The 19,828-nt window shown below is 68.4% G+C and carries 16 protein-coding genes and 2 pseudogenes; 14 read left to right on the top strand and 4 right to left on the bottom strand.

Translation table 11 applies throughout. The features are described from left to right. Positions 1-114: 114 nt before the first annotated feature. Positions 115-1,131, bottom strand: a complete 1,017-nt coding sequence (locus BN118_RS11550) for an IS110-like element IS1663 family transposase (protein WP_014905865.1) — start codon at positions 1,129-1,131, stop codon at positions 115-117. A gap of 323 nt (positions 1,132-1,454) precedes the next feature. On the opposite strand from BN118_RS11550, the gene flhB reads away from it, so the two are divergent. The 3 genes and pseudogenes from flhB to flhF all read left to right on the top strand — a co-directional run. Beyond that, the gene (gene flhB, locus BN118_RS11545; protein ID WP_010930321.1) at positions 1,455-2,609 is read left to right on the top strand and encodes a flagellar biosynthesis protein FlhB; all 1,155 of its coding nucleotides are present in this window, start codon (positions 1,455-1,457) and stop codon (positions 2,607-2,609) included. 3 nt (positions 2,610-2,612) lie between these two features. After that, a pseudogene (flhA, locus tag BN118_RS11540) lies at positions 2,613-4,730 on the top strand (flagellar biosynthesis protein FlhA). Beyond that, a pseudogene (gene flhF / locus BN118_RS11535) lies at positions 4,727-6,970 on the top strand (flagellar biosynthesis protein FlhF); the annotation flags it as partial. The pseudogenes flhA and flhF, both read left to right, overlap by 4 nt. A gap of 144 nt (positions 6,971-7,114) precedes the next feature. On the opposite strand, the gene BN118_RS11530 reads toward flhF, so the two are convergent. The 3 genes from BN118_RS11530 to flgA form a co-directional block, all read right to left on the bottom strand. After that, entirely contained in the window at positions 7,115-7,597 is a 483-nt protein-coding gene (locus tag BN118_RS11530; RefSeq protein ID WP_003817170.1) for a flagella synthesis protein FlgN, read from the bottom strand. Between the two features lie 17 nt (positions 7,598-7,614). After that, on the bottom strand, positions 7,615-7,905 hold the full coding sequence (gene flgM / locus BN118_RS11525; protein WP_003817172.1) for a flagellar biosynthesis anti-sigma factor FlgM: 291 nt from the start codon (positions 7,903-7,905) through the stop codon (positions 7,615-7,617). Positions 7,906-8,031: 126 nt separating this feature from the next. Continuing rightward, positions 8,032-8,742, bottom strand: coding sequence for a flagellar basal body P-ring formation chaperone FlgA (gene flgA, locus BN118_RS11520; protein WP_010930322.1), 711 nt, complete (start codon positions 8,740-8,742; stop codon positions 8,032-8,034). 183 nt (positions 8,743-8,925) lie between these two features. Here flgA and flgB point away from each other — a divergent pair, with 183 nt between their 5' ends. The 11 genes from flgB (at position 8,926) to flgL (ending at position 19,789) form a co-directional block, all read left to right on the top strand. Continuing rightward, positions 8,926-9,333 (top strand): flagellar basal body rod protein FlgB, encoded by a 408-nt coding sequence (gene flgB, locus BN118_RS11515; RefSeq protein WP_010930323.1) that lies wholly within the window; start codon positions 8,926-8,928, stop codon positions 9,331-9,333. Between the two features lie 12 nt (positions 9,334-9,345). Continuing rightward, entirely contained in the window at positions 9,346-9,765 is a 420-nt protein-coding gene (gene flgC, locus BN118_RS11510) for a flagellar basal body rod protein FlgC (protein WP_014905864.1), read from the top strand. A gap of 47 nt (positions 9,766-9,812) precedes the next feature. Continuing rightward, positions 9,813-10,517: a flagellar hook assembly protein FlgD gene (locus BN118_RS11505; RefSeq protein WP_004567196.1), complete on the top strand. Its 705-nt coding sequence runs from the start codon at positions 9,813-9,815 to the stop codon at positions 10,515-10,517. Positions 10,518-10,582: 65 nt separating this feature from the next. Continuing rightward, positions 10,583-12,010 (top strand): flagellar hook-basal body complex protein, encoded by a 1,428-nt coding sequence (locus BN118_RS11500; protein ID WP_014905863.1) that lies wholly within the window; start codon positions 10,583-10,585, stop codon positions 12,008-12,010. A gap of 38 nt (positions 12,011-12,048) precedes the next feature. Continuing rightward, complete coding sequence (locus BN118_RS11495) at positions 12,049-12,813, top strand: flagellar basal body rod protein FlgF (RefSeq protein ID WP_003817181.1); 765 nt, start codon at positions 12,049-12,051, stop codon at positions 12,811-12,813. A 43-nt stretch (positions 12,814-12,856) separates the two neighbouring features. Further along, a complete protein-coding gene (flgG, locus tag BN118_RS11490) occupies positions 12,857-13,642 on the top strand; it encodes a flagellar basal-body rod protein FlgG (protein ID WP_014905862.1) in 786 nt (261 codons plus the stop codon). Then, positions 13,642-14,331, top strand: coding sequence for a flagellar basal body L-ring protein FlgH (locus tag BN118_RS11485; protein ID WP_014905861.1), 690 nt, complete (start codon positions 13,642-13,644; stop codon positions 14,329-14,331). The genes flgG and BN118_RS11485 overlap by 1 nt, the downstream gene beginning before the upstream one ends. A 2-nt stretch (positions 14,332-14,333) precedes the next feature. Next, entirely contained in the window at positions 14,334-15,467 is a 1,134-nt protein-coding gene (locus tag BN118_RS11480; RefSeq protein ID WP_014905860.1) for a flagellar basal body P-ring protein FlgI, read from the top strand. Between the two features lie 17 nt (positions 15,468-15,484). After that, complete coding sequence (gene flgJ, locus BN118_RS11475) at positions 15,485-16,507, top strand: flagellar assembly peptidoglycan hydrolase FlgJ (RefSeq protein WP_014905859.1); 1,023 nt, start codon at positions 15,485-15,487, stop codon at positions 16,505-16,507. 69 nt (positions 16,508-16,576) lie between these two features. Beyond that, on the top strand, positions 16,577-18,223 hold the full coding sequence (flgK, locus tag BN118_RS11470) for a flagellar hook-associated protein FlgK (RefSeq protein ID WP_014905858.1): 1,647 nt from the start codon (positions 16,577-16,579) through the stop codon (positions 18,221-18,223). Between the two features lie 33 nt (positions 18,224-18,256). Then, positions 18,257-19,789: a flagellar hook-associated protein FlgL gene (gene flgL / locus BN118_RS11465; protein ID WP_010930330.1), complete on the top strand. Its 1,533-nt coding sequence runs from the start codon at positions 18,257-18,259 to the stop codon at positions 19,787-19,789. Positions 19,790-19,828: the final 39 nt, after the last annotated feature.

Here is a 19,828-nt window from a genome sequence, read left to right as displayed (position 1 = left end):
AGCCTGTCCCCGAACGGGGACTGGCTCCCGCTGACTTCTACTTGCCAGCGCCCCAGGTGCCCGTCCCCGCTGGGACAGGCGCCCTCCCTGCGGGGACAGATACCGTCTTGGCAGTCAACCGTTCATGGCGTAATTGGGCTGGTAGGGGATGCGGTTTTTGAGGACCCCGAAGCACAGATGCACCTGTTTTCTCATGGCCGCGCCCAGCGCGGCCTTTTTGCTTTTTCCTGCTTTGAGCAGGCGCTGGTAAAGGGCGCGGATGTGGGGGTTGTGGCGGGTCCCAACCAGGGCCGCCATGTATAACGTGGCGCGCACCTGGGAGGGGCCGGCTTTGGACAGGCGTGCGCAGCTGTTCAGACTGCTGCCGGATTGGCGCTGCACAGGGACCACCCCGAGATAGGCGGCCAGGCTCTGGGCGGAGTCGATATGCCGATTGTGCATGACGGCCAGGATGGCGTTGCCGGCCTGAGGCCCGATGGCGGGGATGGAGTTCAGCAGCTCGCAGTCTTGCTTGAGGTCGGGGTGGTTGTCGATGTGCTGATCGATCGCCCGCTCGATTTGTTTGATCTGTTCGCGCAAGAACGCGATGGCCTTGTCGATGGAACCATCGACCAAGGGCGCCGAGGGGCTGAACTGGCTCTTCTCTTTGCGATTGAGCTCACGCAACAGATCCTTGCTCAGCGCCTCGCGTCGCGTCAACAAGGCGCGCAGTTGACGCGCATGCAAGGGCGCCGGGTGCCACAGCGCCGGGCTCAGCGTCTGTCCATAGCGAGCCAGCACGTAGCTGTCGAGCGCATCATTTTTGGAGCGCAGCGCCAAGGCCTTGGCAAAGTCCCGGGCCTGGGCGGGATTGACCAAAGAGACCCGGACCTGGGGCAGCGCCGTGGCCGCTTGCTCGTGATACAGACCCGTAGGCTCCAGGATGGCGTGCAACTGCGCCGGCTGTGCGCCGTGTTTGGCGCACCACGCCAGCAGGGCTTGTACGCCCGCGGCGGTGTTGACCACCACCTTGGTCTTATGCTTGTCAGCCTCAGCCGTCAGCAACGTGCAATCCAGCTTGGCCTTTGATACATCAATACCTATGAAAACATGGACTTGGCCTCCTGCAGATAACAAACTGCTGTCAGCCACTGCGCCCACTTGCCTTGTACATACAGGGTCCTCGCCCTACGATACCGTCCAGTGTCTCGCCGGCCCAGCAGTGCGCTGCCGAGCCGCTATCTGTCCCACAAAGTCCTCGCTTTGGGCACCAACTCGCGGTCATCGGCGCGCGGTGGTGATAGCTAATCACCACCGGAGGAAAGATACAAGGCACCCCCGCGCGCCGGCCGCCGCCATCCCGGAATAACGCCGCTTTCCCCCCGCTTCTTGGCTTATCGCCGCGCGGGCCGTCCGCCTAGAATCTCGGCGGGCAGTCCACAACCCGCATCCGGGCTGCAAACGAAGCGTCGAGCATGGCCGAAGAAAGCGATCTTGAAAAGTCCGAAGCCGCCTCTCCCAGGCGCCTGGAAAAGGCGCGCGAGGAGGGGCAGATTGCGCGTTCGCGCGAGCTGGGCACGTTCATGATGCTGGCCGCCGGCGTGGCGGGCGTATGGCTGAGCGGTTCGATGCTGTACCAGGGCCTGACCGGCGTGCTGCGGCGTGGCCTGGGGTTCGAGCCGCGGGTGGCGCAGGACCCGGGCGTGATGGTCGAGCAGGCGGTGCATGGCGCCGGGCGGGCGCTGCTGACGGTGCTGCCCATGTTCGGCATGCTGGCCGTGGTGGCGGTGCTGTCGGCGGTGCTGCTGGGCGGCTTTGTCTTCTCGACCAAGCCGCTGGAGCCGAATTTCTCGAAATTGAGCCTTTGGTCGGGCATCAAGCGCATGTTTTCGGCCCAGACCGTGGTCGAACTGGTCAAGGCGCTGGCCAAGGCCGCGCTGGTGGGCGGGGTGGCGGTCTGGGTGATCTGGCACTACCACGACGACATGCTGGGCCTGATGCACGTGGCGCCCAGCGCCGCGCTGACCAGCGCCATGTCGCTGGTGGCGCTGTGCAGCGCCCTGATCGTGGGCTCGCTGCTGTTCGTGGTGCTGCTGGATGTGCCCTGGCAGATCTGGAACCATCTGAAGAAGCTGCGCATGACCAAGGAAGATGTGCGGCAGGAACACAAGGAAGGCGAGGGCGACCCCCATGTGAAGGGCCGCATCCGCCAGCAGCAGCGCGCCATGGCGCGCCGGCGCATGATGTCGGAGGTGCCCGGCGCCGACGTGGTGGTGACCAACCCGACCCATTACGCGGTGGCGCTGAAATATGCGGACGGCGCGGCCGGCGCGCCGCGCGTGGTCGCCAAGGGCACCGGGCTGATCGCCGCCCGCATCCGCGAGCTCGCCGCCGAGCATCGCATCCCGACGCTCGAGGCGCCGCCGCTGGCGCGCGCCCTGCATCAACACGTCGAACTGGGACAGGAAATCCCGACGGCGCTTTATACCGCGGTGGCCGAGGTGCTGGCGTGGGTGTTCCAGCTGCGCAGCTGGCGTCCCGGACTGGGACGCGAGCCGCAGGCGCCGACGGCGCTGGTCGTACCGGCCGAACTGGACCCGCACAGCCCGACCGCCGCCCAAGGAGCCTGACGAATGAGCGCGCTGCTCTCCATGCTGAAAACCAACGGGGCCGCCAACGCCAAGCTGCTGGCCGGCCCCATCCTCATCGTGCTCGTGCTGGGCATGATGGTGCTGCCGCTGCCCACCTTCCTGCTGGACCTGCTGTTCACCTTCAACATCGCCCTGTCGGTGATGATCCTGCTGGTGGCGATGTTCACGCGCAAGCCGCTGGATTTCGCCGCGTTTCCCTCGGTGCTGCTGTTCGCCACGCTGTTGCGCCTGTCCCTGAACGTGGCGTCCACGCGGGTGGTGCTGCTCAACGGCCACCAGGGCCCGGACGCGGCCGGCAAGGTGATCGAGGCGTTCGGCCACTTCCTGGTGGGCGGCAATTTCGCGGTCGGGATCATCCTGTTCGTGATCCTGACCATCATCAACTTCATCGTCATCACCAAGGGCGCCGGGCGGATCGCCGAAGTCGGCGCGCGCTTCACCCTGGATGCCATGCCGGGCAAGCAGATGGCCATCGACGCCGACCTGAACGCCGGGCTGATCGGCGAGGACGAGGCGCGCAAGCGCCGCGCCGAGGTGGCGCAGGAGTCGGATTTCTTCGGTTCGATGGGCGGCGCCAGCAAGTTCGTGCGCGGCGACGCCATCGCCGGCCTGCTGATCATGGTCATCAACGTGATCGGCGGCCTGATCGTGGGCGTGGCCCAGCACGACCTGTCGGTAGGCGAGTCGGCCCGCGTGTACACGCTGCTGACGATCGGCGACGGCCTGGTGGCGCAGATCCCGGCGCTGGTGATCTCCACCGCCGCCGGCGTGGTGGTCTCGCGCGTGGCGACCGACCAGGACGTGGGCCAGCAGATCCTCTCGCAGCTGTTCTCCAATCCCAACGTGATGTTCCTGACGGCCGCCATCGTCGGCATCATGGGCCTGATCCCCAATATGCCGCACCTGGCGTTCCTGACGCTGGCCGCGCTGCTGGCCGGTTGCGGCTGGATGGTCTACAAGCGCAACCTGGCCGCCGCCAGCCAGGCGCAGCAACCCGCCGAGACCGCCGCCGCCCAGGCGCAGGCGGCGGCCTCCGAGGCGACCTGGGAAGACGTGTCGATGGTGGACCAGCTCGGGCTGGAAGTGGGCTACCGCCTGATCCCGCTGGTCGACCATGCCCAGAACGGCGAGCTGCTGCACCGCATCCGCAGCCTGCGCAAGAAATTCGCCCAGGACGTGGGGTTCCTGCCGCCGGTGGTGCACATCCGCGACAACCTGGAACTCAAGCCGAACGACTACCGCATCCTGCTTTCGGGCGTGGAAATCGGTCGCGGCGTGGCCATGCCTGGCCAATAGCTGGCCATCGACCCGGGCGGCGTGGCCATGCAGGTCAAGGGCACGCCCACCACCGACCCGGCCTTCGGCCTGCCGGCGCTGTGGATCGACAGCGGCCAGCGCGACCAGGCCCAGGTGGCCGGCTACACGGTGGTCGACGCAAGCACCGTGGTGGCTACCCACCTGAACCACCTGATGCACCGCCACGGCGACAACCTGCTGGGCCGCCAGGAAGTGCAGGCGCTGATCGAACGCATCGGACGCGAATCGCCCAAGCTGGTCGAGGACCTGGTGCCCAAGACGCTGTCGCTCACCACCTTGCAGAAAGTGCTGCAGGGCCTGCTGGCCGAGGAAGTGCCGATCCGCGACATGCGCACCATCGTCGATACCCTGTCCGAGCACGCGCCGCGCTTGGCGGCCCTGGCCGCCAACGCGGGCGGGCAGCCCGATGTGCACGAACTGGTCGCGCTGACGCGCCGTTCGCTGGGACGCGCCATCACCCAGCAATGGTTCCCGGGCGAAGGCGAGCTGCGCGTGATCGGGCTGGACGTGCGCCTGGAGCGCGTGCTGACGCAGGCCATGGCCACCAGCGGCGGCCTCGAGCCCGGGCTGGCCGAGACGTTGCTGCGCGAGACCGAAGCCGCGCTGGCGCGCCAGGAGGCGCAGGGCAACGCGCCGGTGCTGCTGACCTCGCCGCCGTTGCGCGCGCCGCTGTCGCGCTTTCTCAGGCACCATCTGCCGCAGCTGGGCGTGCTTTCCAATGCCGAGATCCCCGATGAGCGCGTGGTACGCGTGACGGCGCTCATTGGAGGCAATGGCGAATGAAGCTGAGTCGTTTCGTCGCGGCCAGCAGCCGCGAAGTCATGCGCCTGGTGCGCGAGGCGCTGGGCCCGGACGCGCTGATCGTGTCCAACCGCAGCGTGGCCGAGGGCATCGAAGTGGTGGCCACGCTGGACGAGACGCCCGCCGCGGCGCCGGCGGCGCCGTTGCCCGATGCGCCGGCCGCGCCGCCCGCCGATATGCCCGCTGCGGACGCGGCCGCGCCGCTGTCCATGGCGCGCCTGCCCGATGCGCCGATGCCCGCGGCCATGCCGGCCGGCCGCGTCGCGCCGGGGCTGGAGGCGGGCGTGCAGGCCGCCATCGACGCGCTGCGCGGTTCGCTGGAAAGCCGCATGGACGGGCTGCTGTGGAGCACGCGCGAGGGGCCGGGCCGCGAGCCGGTGGGCGCCGGGCTGTTCCGCGCCTTGCTCGAAGCGGGTTTCAGCATGCCGCTGGCGCGCATCCTGCTCGAACGCCTGCCGCAGGCGCTCGACGCCACGCAGGCGCTGGCCTGGGCGCGCAACGAACTGGTGACGCATCTGCCGGTGCTGCGCCGCGAGGACGACCTGCTGGCCGGCGGCGGCGTGTTCGCGCTGGTCGGCCCCACCGGGGTGGGCAAGACCACCACGCTGGCCAAGCTGGCGGCGCGCTGCGTGGCGCGCGAAGGGCGCGAGCAGGTGGCCATGCTGACCACCGACAACTTCCGGATCGGCGCGCTGGAACAATTGCAGATCTATGGACGCCTGATGGGCATTCCGGCCCATTCGGTGCGCGACGCCGATGAGTTGCGCGACGCGCTGGGCAGCTTGGGCAACCGCAGGATCATCCTGATCGACACCACGGGCATCAGCCAGCGCGACCGCCAGGTGGCGGGGCAGGCGGCCATGCTGTGCAACGCCGGCAAGCCGGTGCGCCGCCTGCTGGTGCTCAACGCGGCCAGCCAGGGCGACACGCTGGACGAAGTGGCGCACGCCTATCGCAACGGCGTGGGCGAGGATGTGGTCGGCTGCATCATCACCAAGCTGGACGAGGCCTCGCGGCTGGCGCCGGCGCTGGATACGGCGATCCGCCACCGGCTGCCCATCCACTATGTCTCCTACGGGCAGAAAGTGCCCGAGCACATGGCCCTGGCGCGCGCCGACGAACTGATCGACCGCACCCTTGCCACGCTGCAGCGGGTCAAGCCGCTGTATGCGCCCAGCGAGGCCGACCTGGCCGCCTTGTGCAGCGCCTCCCGCGAGCAGGCGCGCGACGAGCCGGCGCAGCGCCGCCAGATGCTGGCCGCCACGCTGCTGGGCCAGGGCGGCGACGCCGCGCGCGACCTCGACGGCGCGCTGGACTGGCTGCGCGACGATCCGGCCTGCGCGCAGGCGCGCAGCGACTGGCGCGCGGCCATGGCCGGCCCGGCCACGGCCCGGGCGCTGGGCGACGCGGGGCTGGCCCTGGCGCGCCAGGCCTATCCGGCCGCCAGCAGCCGTTATCTGCTGGCCATGCACGGCAAGGCGGCGCTGCGCGCCGCCGGCCTGCCGCAAGCCACCTTGCTGTCGGCCTTGCTGATGAGCGACCGCGGCGCGGCGCTGACCGCGCCCGCCCAGCAATTGATGCTGCAGCATGGCCTGCTGGCGGCGTACGCGCCGGGCGAACCGGCCGGCGCCAATCCGATGCAGGCCCTGCTGGCGCGCACCGACTACCTGTCGGGCGCGCTGGCCCAATTGCCGCACGTGCATGTGTTCGACGCCGGCTCGGCCCCGCCGTGGCAGGCGCTGGCCGGGCAGGACGCCGGGTGGCTGGCGCGCTGCGCCGGCGCCACGCGGGTGCAGCAGGACCTGTGTCCCACTTTGCTCAGGGCCGTGGCCCGCGGGCTGGGATACCTGCCGGTGGGCAATGTGACGGTCCCGGGCAAGGGCGGCGCGCCCCTGGCGCTGTGGGCCGGCAGCGCGGACGTCTCGCTGGCGGCGCGTGGCCAGGCGCCGCTTGCGGTGCGCATGGTCAGCGCGCGTCTGCTCGATCCGTCCAGCGGGCGCCAGGTGGCGCAGTGGTTCGGCCTGACCAACCTGGCCGCCATGCAGGCCGATGCGGGCACGCTGGCGCGCTGGCTGGTGCAGTACGAACAGGCGCGCGGCGCATTCCGCTACATGGCGCATGCCTGGGCGGCGCTGCCGCCGGATGCGGGCGATGCCGCGGCGCTGGCCGCGCGCGCTGGCGGCGGGACAGCTGGGCGCGGCGTGCTGGCAGCTGGAACACCAGGCGCAGGCCGCCGCGATGCGCCAGGCCTTGCCCGGCCTGCTGGGGCCGGGCGCGCGCAAGACGCCCGCGCGGCTGGCGCCCGCGGCCTTGATGAAGTTGTTTGCCTTGCTGGAGATGGCCGGCTGAAGGCCGGCCGGGCCGGATCAGGTGGCGACGATGGCGCGGCCCGATGCCGCGCTGGAGTAGCCGCGCTTGCCGCGGCCCTGGGCGTCGTAGGTGGCGGCCGCGCCGGTGCCGGCGGCCTGGCGCAGGGCGTCGAGCGACTCCTGCGTATGGCGCAGGTTCACCGCGATCAGGGTGCCGTTGCGCTGGTTGTGCTCGCGCGCCTGGGCGGCGTTGGCCTGCAGGGCCTGCCACAGCGGACCCAGTTCAGGGTGGGCGGCGGCGGCCGCGTCGGTGCCGGCCGGACCGCTGGCCAGGCCGGCGCCGCTCAGCAGGGCGTCGCGCTCGGCACCCAGCTGCGCCAGGTCGTCGGCCAGGGTTTCCTTGCGCTGCACCGCGGCCTGCAGCGACTCGTGCGCGCGGCGGTCCATCAGGGCCTCGGTTTCCGCCTCCAGGGCGTGGAGAAACTCCACCACCAGGGCGTTTTCGCGTTCGAGGCAGGACTTCAGGGCGGCAGAATTCATGGCGGGCGGCAGCCGGTTTACTTGAGCAAATCCCGGGCGCTGGCGATCAGGCTGTCGGCGATGCGGGTGGGGTCGATCCGCAACTGGCCGGACGCGATGGCCGCCCGGATGGCCGCCACGCGCTCGACGTCGATGTCGCTGCCGCCTTCCTGAGCCAGCAATTGGCGCGAAGCCGGGCTGAGCGCCACTTGCGCGCTGCCCGAACCGGCCTGGGCGCCGCTGCCATAGGCTTGGGCCACGGCGTGCTCGGCGCGTGCGCCGACCGCGTTGGGGCCCACCGGATGGCTGGTCGAGGATTGGATCTTCAAAATATTCTCCGCTGCGCGGGACCGGCCCGATGGGGGCGATCCGCCTGGTTATGCCTGTGTAACGACACCATGGGCGCAAACTTTAGGGCACGGGGATGGTAGGGACCCGGTCATGTGTAACAGATTTTACAGCTGGATTTCAACCAGTCCGGCCGCCTGCACGATGCCGCTGACCACCTGGCCGGAGGCGGTGCGTACCTGGACCGTCGCGCCGGGCGGGGCGTTGTCCAGCGCCTGGCCTTCGCTGCTGACCACGAAGCCGTTGCCGCGCGCGGTGATGCGCACGCTCTGGCCGCGCGATACCGATTCGGCGCTGCGCAGCCCGGCGCCCTTGATGGGCTGGCCCGCGGCGATGCGGTGAGCGGGACGCATGCCCAGGATGGCGGCCGCGTCGGTGATGACGCCCGGGGGCAGGGCCACCAGGTCGCCGTCGCGGGTGGTCAGGTCGGCCGCCTCGATGGTCTTGCCCGGCGCGATCTGGCGCGCCGCCACGTAGTACTGGCCCGGCACGCTGACGGTGGCCTGGGCATAGACCGTCCAGGTGCGCGGCGCGACGCAGCGCAGGCCGACCGTCATGCGGGCGCGTACCCGCATCCCCGAGGGCATGAAGGGCGTCAGGGCCTCGCAGGCGTCCAGCCGGTCGGAGCGTAGCGGGTCCAGAGTGATGGATGGCTCGCCGGGCAGGGCGGCCAATTGCTGGCGCAGATAGCTTTCGGCCGCCGCAGCCAGCTCGGCGGGATCCTGGGCGGGGGGCTCGGCTGCGGCGCGCGGCATGGCGCCCGCCAGGATGGCCAGCGCCGCCAGGCGCGCAATGGAACGGGAACGGGGCGATTTCATGATAGGCAAATTGTAGAAGGGCGCCGTGCCGCGCAATAGCCGAATTGGCTCGGAAATGGCGGGTTGTTTGGCTTTTTGTGGCGGCCGCCCGCAACCTAAGATGCCGTCATGCCAAAAAGCGAGCCAGGCCGTCGGGCCGGTTTTCTTGGGCCAATCAGTTCGCACACTATCGGGACGCGCCAGATGCTAGACCGGCTAAACGAGGATTTCCGCTTTTTCCAGCAATCGATCGCGCTGCGCGCGCAACGGCAGGAAGTGCTGTCCTCCAATATCGCCAACGCCGATACGCCCAACTACAAGGCGCGCGACTTCGATTTCAAGGCCGCCATGCAGGGCGCGCTGGAGCAGCGCATGCGCCTGCCCGACACGAACCTCGCGCTGATCTCGGCGCGCCACATTCCCGGCCAGGCGACCACGCCGTCGCCGGCCGAACTGATGTACCGCCTGCCTTACCAGCCCAGCCTGGACGGCAATACCGTCGACATGGACAGCGAGCGCGTGCGCTTCGCCGACAACACGCTGCATTACCAGAGCAGCCTGCAGGTGTTGTCCGGCCGCATCCGCTCGCTGATGTCGGCGATCCAGGAATAACGGAGTCCAGCCATGTCCCTGTTGAGCATTTTCGAGATCGCCGGTTCGGCGCTGAGCGCGCAGTCTCAGCGCATGAACGTGTCGGCCAGCAACATGGCCAACGCCGACAGCGTGGCCGGCCCCGACGGCCAGCCGTACCGGGCGCGCCAGGTGGTGTTCCAGGTCAATCCGCCGGCCGGCCAGGCCTTCGGCCAGGAGATCGGCGGCGTGCGCGTGGTCGGCGTGGTCGAAGACCAGTCGCCCTTCAAGAAGATCTACGACCCCAAGCATCCGATGGCCGACGCGCAGGGCTACGTGAACATGCCCAACGTCGATCCGGTGGCCGAGACGGTCAACATGATCGCCGCCTCGCGCTCGTACCAGGCCAACGTCGAAGTGCTCAACACCGCCAAGCAGCTGATGCTCAAGACGCTGACGATCGGCCAGTCCTGATCGGCGCGCGGACATCGCCTGCGGCACGCATACCGGAGCATTCATCCATGACCACAGTCAACGAAACCACTTCCCAGGCCGGCCTGGCCCTGGCGCAGGCCGGCTCCAACAGCGCCGCCCAGGGCATCCAGGATCAATTCCTGACGCTGCTGGTGACGCAGCTGCGCAACCAGGACCCGCTCAACCCGATGGAGAACGCCGAACTGACTTCTCAGCTGGCGCAGATCTCCACGGTGGAAGGCATCAACAACCTCAAGAACACCATGCTCGCCATCAGCGGGCAGATCGACGTGTCGCAGTCGATGGACGCGGTGTCGATGATAGGCAAGGGCGTGCTGATGCCGGGCGACAAGGTGTCGCTGGGCACCGACCCCAACGACCCCGCCCAGCGCGGCGCCACGCCGTTCGGCATCGATCTGCAGGGCGACGCGACCAAGGTGACGGTCAAGGTGCTGGATCCCTCGGGCGCCGTGGTGCGCACCATGGAGCTGGGCGACCTCAAGACCGGCGTGCACACGCTGCAATGGGACGGCAACAACGACGGCGGCCAGCCGCTGGCCGACGGCAAGTATTCGATCACGGTGAGCGCCAGCGACGCCGACGCGAATCCGGTCAAGACCGAGGCGCTGACCTACGGCCAGGTCAAGAGCGTGGCGTATTCCACCAACGGCCTGCGCCTGGATCTGGGCCTGGCCGGCCAGATCAGCATGCTGGATGTGCGCAAGGTCATCGGGGCTTCCGGGTCGGCATGACCCCAAACCGGGCCGGCCGCGCGCTGGCGACTCACCTCAACTTCTGAGAGCTACGGGACAAAGACATGGGATTCGGACAAGGATTGAGCGGCCTGAACGCCGCCTCGCAGAACCTGGATGTAATCGGCAATAACATCGCCAACTCGGGCACGGTCGGCTTCAAGTCGGGCGCGGCCTCGTTCGCCGACGTGTACGCCAGCTCGCGCGTCGGCCTGGGCGTGAAAGTCAGCGCCATCAACCAGCGCTTCACGGTGGGCAATATTTCGACCACCGGCGGCGAATACGACATGGCGATCGACGGCGGCAAGGGCTTTTTCCGCCTGACCGACCAGAGCGGCGGGGTGTTCTACTCGCGCAACGGCGAGTTCATGGTCGACAAGAACTTCTACATCGTCAACGCCCAGGGCTTTCGCCTGACCGGCTATCCGGCCGGCGGCGTGGGCGCCCAGCCGGTGGACCTGCAACTGCCGCAAGGCAACATCGCGCCGCAAGCGACCAGCACCGCGGGCCTGCAGACCAACCTGAACGCCAACGCCAACGCCAAGGTCATCGACCCCAACGACACGCCGCCTGAAGACGGCCTGGTTGAACTGGACGGCACGACCTACCGCTTCACCAACGCGGGCGGCACCTTCGCCTGGGTCGCGCCCGCGCCGCTCGACGGCACCTACAACGGCGGCGACATCGTGATCGCCGGCGGCGCGGTGACCGGCGACCTGACCAGCCAGCCGGGCTACCAGCCCTACAAGCCGCTGGTGGCCGGCATTCCGTTCGACCCGACCAACCCGCTGTCGTACACCGACCAGGTGCCGACCACGGTCTACGACTCGCTGGGCAACTCGCACCAGATGATCCAGTACTTCGCCAAGCGCCCCGCGGTGGGCACCGAGAGCGTGTACGAGGTCTATTACGTGCTGGACGGCCAGGCCATGCAGGTCAACGGCGGCGCCTCGCAGACGCTGAATTTCGACACCGCCGGCAATCTGCTCAACCAGCCGCCCACCGCGCAGGTGACGTTCGCCAACCCGGGCGGCAACGCCGCGCCGGCCGACCCGCTGGAGATCACCGTCAGCTACAACGGCGTCACCCAGTACGGCAGCGATTTCGCGCCCAAGGTGGTGCAGAACGGTTATTCCAGCGGCGAATTCATGGGCCTGTCGGTGGGCAAGGACGGCAGCCTGGTGGCCAAGTACACCAACGGCGAGACGCAGACCATCGGCACCCTGGTGCTGGCCAACTTCAACAACGTGCAGGGCCTGCAGCCGGTGGGCAACAACGCCTGGGTGGAGACGTCCGAGTCGGGCCAGGCCACGCTGGGCCAGCCGGGCACCAACGGCCTGGCGACCATCGCCGGGCAGGCGCTGGAGGCCTCCAACGTGGACATGAGCCGCGAGCTGGTCAACATGATCGTGGCCCAACGCACCTACCAGGCCAACGCGCAGACCATCAAGACGCAGGACGAAGTCATGCAAGTCCTGATGAACATGCGCTGAGCGCCGGCGCCCACCTGAATCGATAACGGAAGGCCAGGATGGACCGGATCATCTACACCGCCATGAACGGCGCGGCCCGCATTGCCGAGCACCAGACGGTGCTGGGCAACAACATGGCCAACGTCAACACGCCGGGGTTCCGCGAGCAGATCGCGCTGTACCGCTCGGTGCCCATGGCCGACGGCACTTCGTTGCCCACCCGGGTCTCGACCGTGGCGTCCACGCCCGGCAACAACTTCGAGATGGGCAACATGATGACGACGGGGCGCGAGCTGGACGTGGCGCTGGCCGGGCCGGGCTGGTTCGCGCTGCAGACGCCGCAGGGCGAGGCCTATACCCGCGCCGGCGCCTTGCAGGTGGGCGTCAACGGCCTGCTGCAGACCGCGACCGGCCAGCCGGTCCTGTCCGACCAGAACGCGGTCATCGAAGTGCCGGACCAGGCCAGCCTGACGATCGCGTCGGACGGCACGGTCACCGCCATCGGCGCGGGCGATCCGCCCAACAACATTCTCAACCTGGGCCGGCTGAAGATGGTCAACCCGCCGCCGCAGCAGCTGGTGCATGGCGACGACGGGGTGTTCCGCATGCCGCCGCAGCCCGGCGGCCAGCCCGCCGCGCCGCTGCCGGCCGATCCGTCGCAGCGCCTATTGAGCGGCGTGCTGGAGGGCAGCAACGCCAGCCCCATGGGCGCCATGGTGGGCATGATCCAGAACGCGCGGCGGTTCGAGATGCAGATGCAGGTGATACGCGAGGCGGACAAGAACGCCGAGCGCGCCAACGGGATTCTGGCCGCGGCCAGCTGATTATCAACGCGCGCGCCGAAGCGCCGCGCCAGGAGTTTTCATCATGATGCGTTCGTTGTGGGTTGCCAAGACGGGCCTGGAAGGCCAGCAGACGTCGATGGACGTCATTTCCAACAACCTGGCCAACGTCCAGACCAATGGCTTCAAGCGGGGCCGCGCGGTGTTCCAGGACCTGATGTACCAGACGCTGCGCCAGCCCGGCGCGCAGGTCGGCGACGCCAACCAGCTGCCCTCCGGGCTGCAGCTGGGCATGGGCGTGCAGGTCGCCGCCACCCAGCGGGTGTTCTCGCAGGGCAACATGAACAACACCGGCGGCGAGATGGACATCGCGATCCAGGGGCGCGGCTTCCTGCAGGTAGAGCTGCCCGACGGCACGCAGGCCTACACCCGCGACGGCTCGCTGCAGGTCGACCAGAACGGCCAGCTGACCACTGCCGGCGGCTATGTGATCCAGCCGCCCATCAACGTGCCCGACAACGCGCTGTCGCTGACCATCGGCAAGGACGGCACGGTGTCGGTCACCCAGCCCGGCGCGGCCGGCACCAACGTGCAGATCGGCCAGCTGCAGGTCGCCACCTTCATCAACCCCACCGGCCTGCAGAGCGTGGGCGAGAACCTGTACCTGGAAACCGACTCGTCGGGACCGGCCAACCTGCTGCAGCCGGGCATCGATGGCGCAGGCCAGATCCTGCAGCAGTACGTGGAAACCTCCAACGTCAACGTGGCCGAAGAGCTGGTCAACATGATCACCACCCAGCGCGCCTACGAAATGAACAGCAAGGCGGTCAAGACCTCCGACGAAATGCTGGCCCGCCTGACCCAACTGTGATGCTGAAGACCGTATTGCGCCTGCCGGTCTGCGCCGCGCTGCTGGCGCTGGCCGCGGGCTGCGCGATGATTCCGCCCGAACCGGTGGTGACCTGTCCGCTGACCGCGCCGCCTCCGTCGCCGCCGCAACCCTCGGCGCGGCCCAACGGCTCGATCTACCAGCCTTCGGCCTACGGCAACTATCCGCTGTTCGAGGACCGCCGGCCGCGCAACGTGGGCGACATCGTCACCATCGTGCTGGAGGAAAAGACCAACGCCGCCAAGGGCGTGGCCACCAATACCAGCCGCGACGGCTCGGCCACGCTGGGCGTGGCGGCCGCGCCGCGCTTCATGGACGGCATCATCAACGACAAGCTGGATACCGATATCTCGGGCGGCAATACCGCCAACGGCACCGGCAAGAGCAGCGCCAACAACACCTTCACCGGCACCATTACGACCACCGTGATCGGGGTGCTGCCCAACGGCAATCTGCAGATCGCCGGCGAGAAGCAGATCGCCATCAACCGCGGCAGCGAGTACGTGCGCTTCTCGGGCGTGGTCGACCCGCGATCGATCACCGGCAGCAATACGGTGTCGTCGACCCGGGTGGCCGACGCGCGCATCGAATACCGCAGCAAGGGCGTCATGGACGAAGTCCAGACCATGGGCTGGCTGCAACGCTTTTTCCTGATCGCTTCGCCGTTCTGATCATGACATTTCCGACCTCGCTATCCGTTTTGCTGATTCCGCTGGCGCGCGCCGTCCTGGCCCTGGAGCTGCTGGGCGCGGGCGCCGCGCATGCCGAGCGCCTCAAGGACCTGGCCTCGATCCAGGGCGTGCGCGGCAACCAGCTGATCGGGTACGGCCTGGTCGTGGGGCTGGACGGCAGCGGCGACCAGGTGCGGCAGACGCCGTTCACGCAGCAAAGCCTGACCAACATGCTGTCGCAGCTGGGCATCACGGTGCCGCAGGGCAGCAACATGCAGTTGAAGAACGTGGCCGCCGTCATGGTGACCGCGACCCTGCCGTCGTTCGCGCGGCCCGGCCAGACCGTGGACGTGGTGGTTTCGTCGATGGGCAACGCCAAGAGCCTGCGCGGCGGCACGCTGCTGATGACGCCGCTCAAGGGCGCCGACAACCAGGTCTATGTCATCGCCCAGGGCAACCTCCTGGTGGGCGGGGCCGGGGCCTCGGCCGGCGGCTCCAGCGTGCAGATCAACCAGCTCAACGGCGGGTGCATCAGCAATGGCGCCATCGTCGAGCGCGCCGTGCCGACCATGTACGCGCAGGACGGCATGGTGTACCTCGAGATGAACAACACCGATTTCGGCACCACACAGAACGCCGCCACGGCCATCAACCGCCAGTTCGGCGCCGGCACCGCCATGGCGCTGGACGGCCGCGTGATCCAGGTGCGCGGCCCGCTGGATCCGTCCATGATGCCGGCGTTCATGTCGCAGGTGGAGAACCTGCAGGTCGCGCGCGCGCCGGCCACGGCCAAGGTCATCATCAACGCGCGCACCGGCTCGGTGGTGATGAACCGCACGGTCATGATCGAGGAGGCCGCGGTGGCGCACGGCAACCTGTCGGTGATCATCAATCGCCAGAACCAGGTGTTCCAGCCCGACACGCCGTTTACCGAGGGCCAGACCGTGGTCGTGCCCAACACGCAGATCGAGGTGCGCCAGGACGGCGGCGCGCTGCAGCGCGTGACCACCAGCGCCAACCTGGCCGACGTGGTCAAGGCGCTCAACGCGCTGGGCGCCACGCCGCAGGACCTGCTGGCCATCCTGCAGGCCATGAAAACCGCCGGCGCCCTGCGCGCCGACCTGGAAATCATCTAGGGCCCGTCGACCCAGCCATGTCATTCGTCAGCTATACCTCCCGCCCGGGCGTCCAGGAATCGGTCTTCGACCTGGGCCGCCTGGCCGACCTCAAGCGCGACGCGGTCAAGGCGCCGGACGGCCAGCGCCAGCAAACGGAAGTGGCCCGGCAGTTCGAGGCGCTGTTCCTGCAGATGATGCTCAAGCGCATGCGCGAGGCGACGCCCAAGGAGGGCCTGTTCGATTCGCAGCAGACCGAGATGCTGCAGGGCATGGCCGACGAGCAGCTGGCCCTGCAGCTGGCCTCGCCGGGCATCGGCCTGGCGCAGGCGCTGCTGGGGCAGATGCAGCAGGGCCAGCCGCCGGTCCCGGCCGCCGCGGCAGCCGGCGGCGACGCCGCGGCGGCCCGCGCGCTGGCCGGCACCGCCGCGCCCGCGCCGCTGGTGCGCGACCTGCGCGGCAACTATGTACAGCCGGACCCCGCGCCCAGGCGCGAGGTCAACGCGCTGCTGGACGTGTTGCGCAGCAACCGGGCGCGCGACCGCGCCATGGCGGCGGCCGAGGGCGCGCCCTCGCACGTGGTCGATTTCGTGTCGCGCATGTCGCGCGCGGCCAATGTCGCGGCGCAGCAAAGCGGCGTGCCGGCGCGCCTGATCCTGGGCCAGGCGGCGCTGGAATCGGGTTGGGGCCGGCGCGAGCTGCGCCACGAGGACGGCAGCACCAGTTACAACCTGTTCGGCATCAAGGCGGGCGCCAGCTGGAAGGGCAAGGTCGTCAATGTGATGACGACCGAGTACGTCGACGGCGTCGCGCAGAAGCTGGTGCAGTCGTTCAGGGCCTATTCGTCCTACGAAGAGTCGTTCAGCGACTATGCCCGCCTGATCGGCAACAGCCCGCGCTACGAGGCGGCGGTTACCCAGGCCGGCAACGAGATCGAGGCGGCGCGGCGCATCCAGGAGGCCGGCTACGCCACCGATCCGCGCTATGCCGAAAAGCTGATCAGCATCATGGGCCAGCTGCGCACCAGCGTGGCGCGCGCCGATTTTTCCGGCGGCCTCTAAATATTGGCGGCGGGCTGCCGTTAACCAGGCATCTGAACCGCGTGCGGTGAATTACGGGGCATTGCTAGCATGAATCTGTACAACTTGGCGCTGACCGGCCTGAACGCTTCGCAAGCCGGCCTGGAGACGACCAGCCACAACATCAACAATGCCACGACGGTCGGCTACAGCCGCCAGCGTGTCATCACCTCGACCGCCGGCGCCGGCGAGACCGGGCAGGGCTTTTTCGGCCGCGGCGTGCAGGTGGATACCGTGACGCGCCAGTACGACAGCTTCCTGTACCGCCAGCTGGTCGGCGCGCAAGGCAGCAGCGCCCAGCTGAGCACCCACCTCGCGCAGGTGTCGCAGGTGAACAATCTGTTCGGCGATCGCACCGTCGGCATCACGCCGGCGCTCGCGGGCCTGTTCACCAGCACCAACGCGGCGGCCACCAAGCCGGCCGATCCGGCCGTGCGCGCCGACATGATCGGCAAGGCCAACAGCCTGGTCACCCAGATCAATACCGCCTACCAGGAGCTGGAAAACCAGCGCAACGGCCTCAACACGCAGATCTCGACCACGGTCGAGCAGGCCAACAGCTACCTGGAGCGCATCAACGACCTGAACAAGAAGATCGTGATCGCGCGCGGCAAGGACGGGCACGCGCCCAACGACCTGCTGGACCAGCGCGACCAGGCCGTCTCGGAACTGAACCAGCTGACCGGCATCCGCTTCTACGAGCAGGGCGACGCCTTCAACATCACGCTGCAAAGCGGCCAGACCCTGCTGTCGGGCACGACGGTCTATCCGTTGCAGGCGGTGCCCTCGGCCAGCGACCCCAAGCGCCTGGCGGTGGCCTATACGCTGCCGTCCGGGCCGGGCACCACCATCCAGGTGGAAATGAACGACAGCGAGGTCACCGGCGGCCAGCTGGGCGGCCTGCTGAGTTTCCGCAGCCAGTCGCTGGACGCGGTGCAGGACCAGCTGGGCCAGCTGGCCATCGGGCTGGCCATGGCGTTCAACGCGCAACACCGCCAGGGCTATGACCTGGACGGCCAGCCGGGCGGCGACATGTTCGGCCTGCAGGCGCCGGCGGCGATCCGCAATTCCGGCAATACCAGCACGGGCGAGTGGCAGTCGGCCTATACCGACGCCGACGCCATCCGCGCCAGCGCCTATCGCATCCAGTACGACGGCGCCAACTACACGGTGACGCGCCTGTCCGATGGCAGCAGCTTCGACGTGACGCCCAGCGGCACGCCGCCCACGCTGTCGTTCGACGGCCTGACCCTGACCGGCAGCGGCACGCCGGCCGCCGGCGACGCCTGGACGCTGCAGCCGGCCCGCGACGCGGCGCGCGACCTCAAGCAGTTGATCAGCGATCCCAGCAAGCTGGCGCTGGCCGATTCGGCGCTGGGCACGACCAACGGCAACAACGGCCTGAAGCTGGCCGAGCTGCAGACGGCCAAGGTGCTGGGCAACGGCAGCATGAGCCTGAACGAGATGTTCTCGCAGCTGGTCAACAACGTGGGCGTGCAGACGCAGCAGGTCAGCACGGCCAACACGGCGCAGGCCAACCTGGTCAAGCAGCAGGCCACCGCCCACCTGTCGGTGTCGGGCGTGAACCTGAACGAAGAGTACGTCAACCTGACGATCTTCCAGGAGCAGTACCAGGCCAGCGCCAAGATCCTGGATGTGGCCAGCACGGTGTTCGACACCTTGCTGGGCCTGCGCTGAGCGCGACGCTAAACAAGAGATTGGAGTTCGACGATGCGTTTGAGCACCGCACTGATTTACCAGAATGGCCTGAACGGCGTGCTGAACCAGGAAGCCGCCATGGCGCGTCTGCAGGAGCAGCTCTCCAGCGGCCGCCGGGTGTTGACGCCGGCCGACGATCCGCTGGCCGCCGCGCTGGCGATCAACGTCTCGCAGACGTCCAGCATGAACAGCAACTACGACGCCAACCGCAAGCAGGCCGAGCAGGCGCTGGGCGCCCAGACCAATACGCTGCAGTCGGTCGTCAAGAACATGCAGGAAATGCTCAAGCGGGTGGTCGAGGCCGGCAACGGCACCATGAGCGATGCCGACCGCCAGGCGCTGGTCATCGCGCTCAAGGGCGCGCGCGAGGAACTGGTGGGGCTGGCCAACGCCACGGATGGCAACGGACAGTACCTGTTCTCCGGCTACAAGGGCTTTACCCAGCCCTACAGCTTCGACGCCGCGACCGGCAAGGTGACCTATAACGGCGACCTGGGCCAGCGCGGCATCCAGGTCGACCAGAGCCGCCTGATGAGCGGCGGCGACGTCGGCAGCGACATTTTCAACAGCGTCACCAGCGGCACGCTGGCCTATATCGCCGATGCCGGCGCGGGCAATACCGGCACCGGACAATACAGCGCGGTGTCGTTCGACGGTCCGCGCGCCGGCAACTACGTGGGCCGCGATTTCCGTATCGAGTTCACGCGCGATGCGGTGACCGACGAGCTGCAGTACTCGGTGCTCAGCGACCCGCCGGTGGTGCCGCCCGAACAGCCGCTGCCGGCCAACATGCCTTACTCGGAAGGCTCCGTAATCGACATGAACGGCGTGTCGATCAAGCTGAGCGGCCAGCCCGAGGCGGGCGATGTGTTCACCGTGGAGACGCCCAAGTCCTGGAAGATGGGCGTGCAGGGCGACGCGGCCAACACCGGATCGGCCACGCTGACGCCGGTGTCCCTGCCGGACGGGCTGACCGGCAAGAACCTGAGCGTGGCGTTCCTGGACGACGGCGCCGGCGGTCTGCTCTACAGCGTGACCAGCACGCCGCCGGACCCCAGCCTGCCTGCCAACGTGCCGGTCAAGCCGGGCGATGTCATCGACATCGGCGGCCTGAAGGTCAAGGTGGACGGCCAGCCGGCCGCCGGCGACACATACGCCGTGACCACGCCGAAGTCGGCCAACGTGGACGTGTTCGACACGCTCAACGACCTGATCGGCGCGCTCGATACGCCCATCAGCGGCGATCCGCAGGCCGCCGCGGCACTGGCCAATACGCTGGCCACGGCCAACAAGAAGCTGAACCTGTCGCTGGACAACGTGCTGACGGTGCAGGCTTCGGTGGGCGCGCGCCTCAATGAACTGGAAGCGCTGGGCAATACCGGCGCGCAGAAGGTATTGTCGTACGTCAAGCAGCTGTCGGACCTGGAGGACGTGAACATCTACCAGGCGACCAGCGACTTGCTGTTGCGGCAGGTTGCATTGCAGGCGGCCTCGCTGGCCCTGCAGCGCATACAGGGAAACAGCCTGTTCTCGATGGGTCGATAGATCCACGGCAGGTCTCGTAGTCGGGAAATGGCGCGCGCT

The sequence above is a fragment of the Bordetella pertussis 18323 genome (assembly GCF_000306945.1).
Lineage (GTDB): Bacteria > Pseudomonadota > Gammaproteobacteria > Burkholderiales > Burkholderiaceae_B > Bordetella > Bordetella pertussis.
This window is presented reverse-complemented; position numbering and strand designations above follow the sequence as displayed.